Source organism: Sphingobium sp. ZW T5_29 (assembly GCF_044987515.1).
Classification (GTDB): domain Bacteria; phylum Pseudomonadota; class Alphaproteobacteria; order Sphingomonadales; family Sphingomonadaceae; genus Sphingobium.
The window spans coordinates 1-553 of sequence record NZ_JBJDRM010000040.1 but is presented as its reverse complement, the minus strand read 5'-3'; the positions used below and the strand labels follow the sequence as shown (position 1 = coordinate 553).

Here is a 553-nt window from a genome sequence, read left to right as displayed (position 1 = left end):
CGGTGTTCACCCTGGCGCAGATGCAGGCGTTCGGCACGACCAATGGGGTTGTGAACACGGGCGAGGGGACGCTGCGCCTGACCGGCTACAATGCGGGGACGGGCGCGGTGAGCTACAGCTACACGCTAAGCGCCACCATCGACAATGACAGCAAGCCAGGGGCGACGCTCACCGAGTTTGACGACAGCGTCACGCTGAGCGTCAACGGCATCAGCGGCACCACCGCCAGCGACACGTTGATCGTGCGCATCCTCGACGACGCGCCGCAGGCGGTGGATGACGTGGGTGGCACGCTGACCGAGGATGTGGCGGGCAGCCTGTCGGGCAATGTGCTGACCAATGACGTGGCGGGGGCCGACACGCCCAGCAGCTTCGTCGCCTGGGGGGCGGACGCGGCAGCGGTGGCGGAACTGAACAGCTATGGCGCGCTGACGCAGAACAGCGATGGCAGCTGGAGCTATGCGCTCGACAACAGCCGAGCGGCGACGCAGGCGCTGGGGAGCGGGTTCAGCAAGGACTTCACGCTCAACTACAGCATGCAGGATGCCGACGG

At 66.7% G+C, this 553-nt stretch carries 1 protein-coding gene; it reads left to right on the top strand.

The features are described from left to right. A partial coding sequence (locus tag ACI3KQ_RS15955) for a VCBS domain-containing protein (RefSeq protein WP_404959330.1) occupies nt 1-553 on the top strand: 553 nt, incomplete at both ends.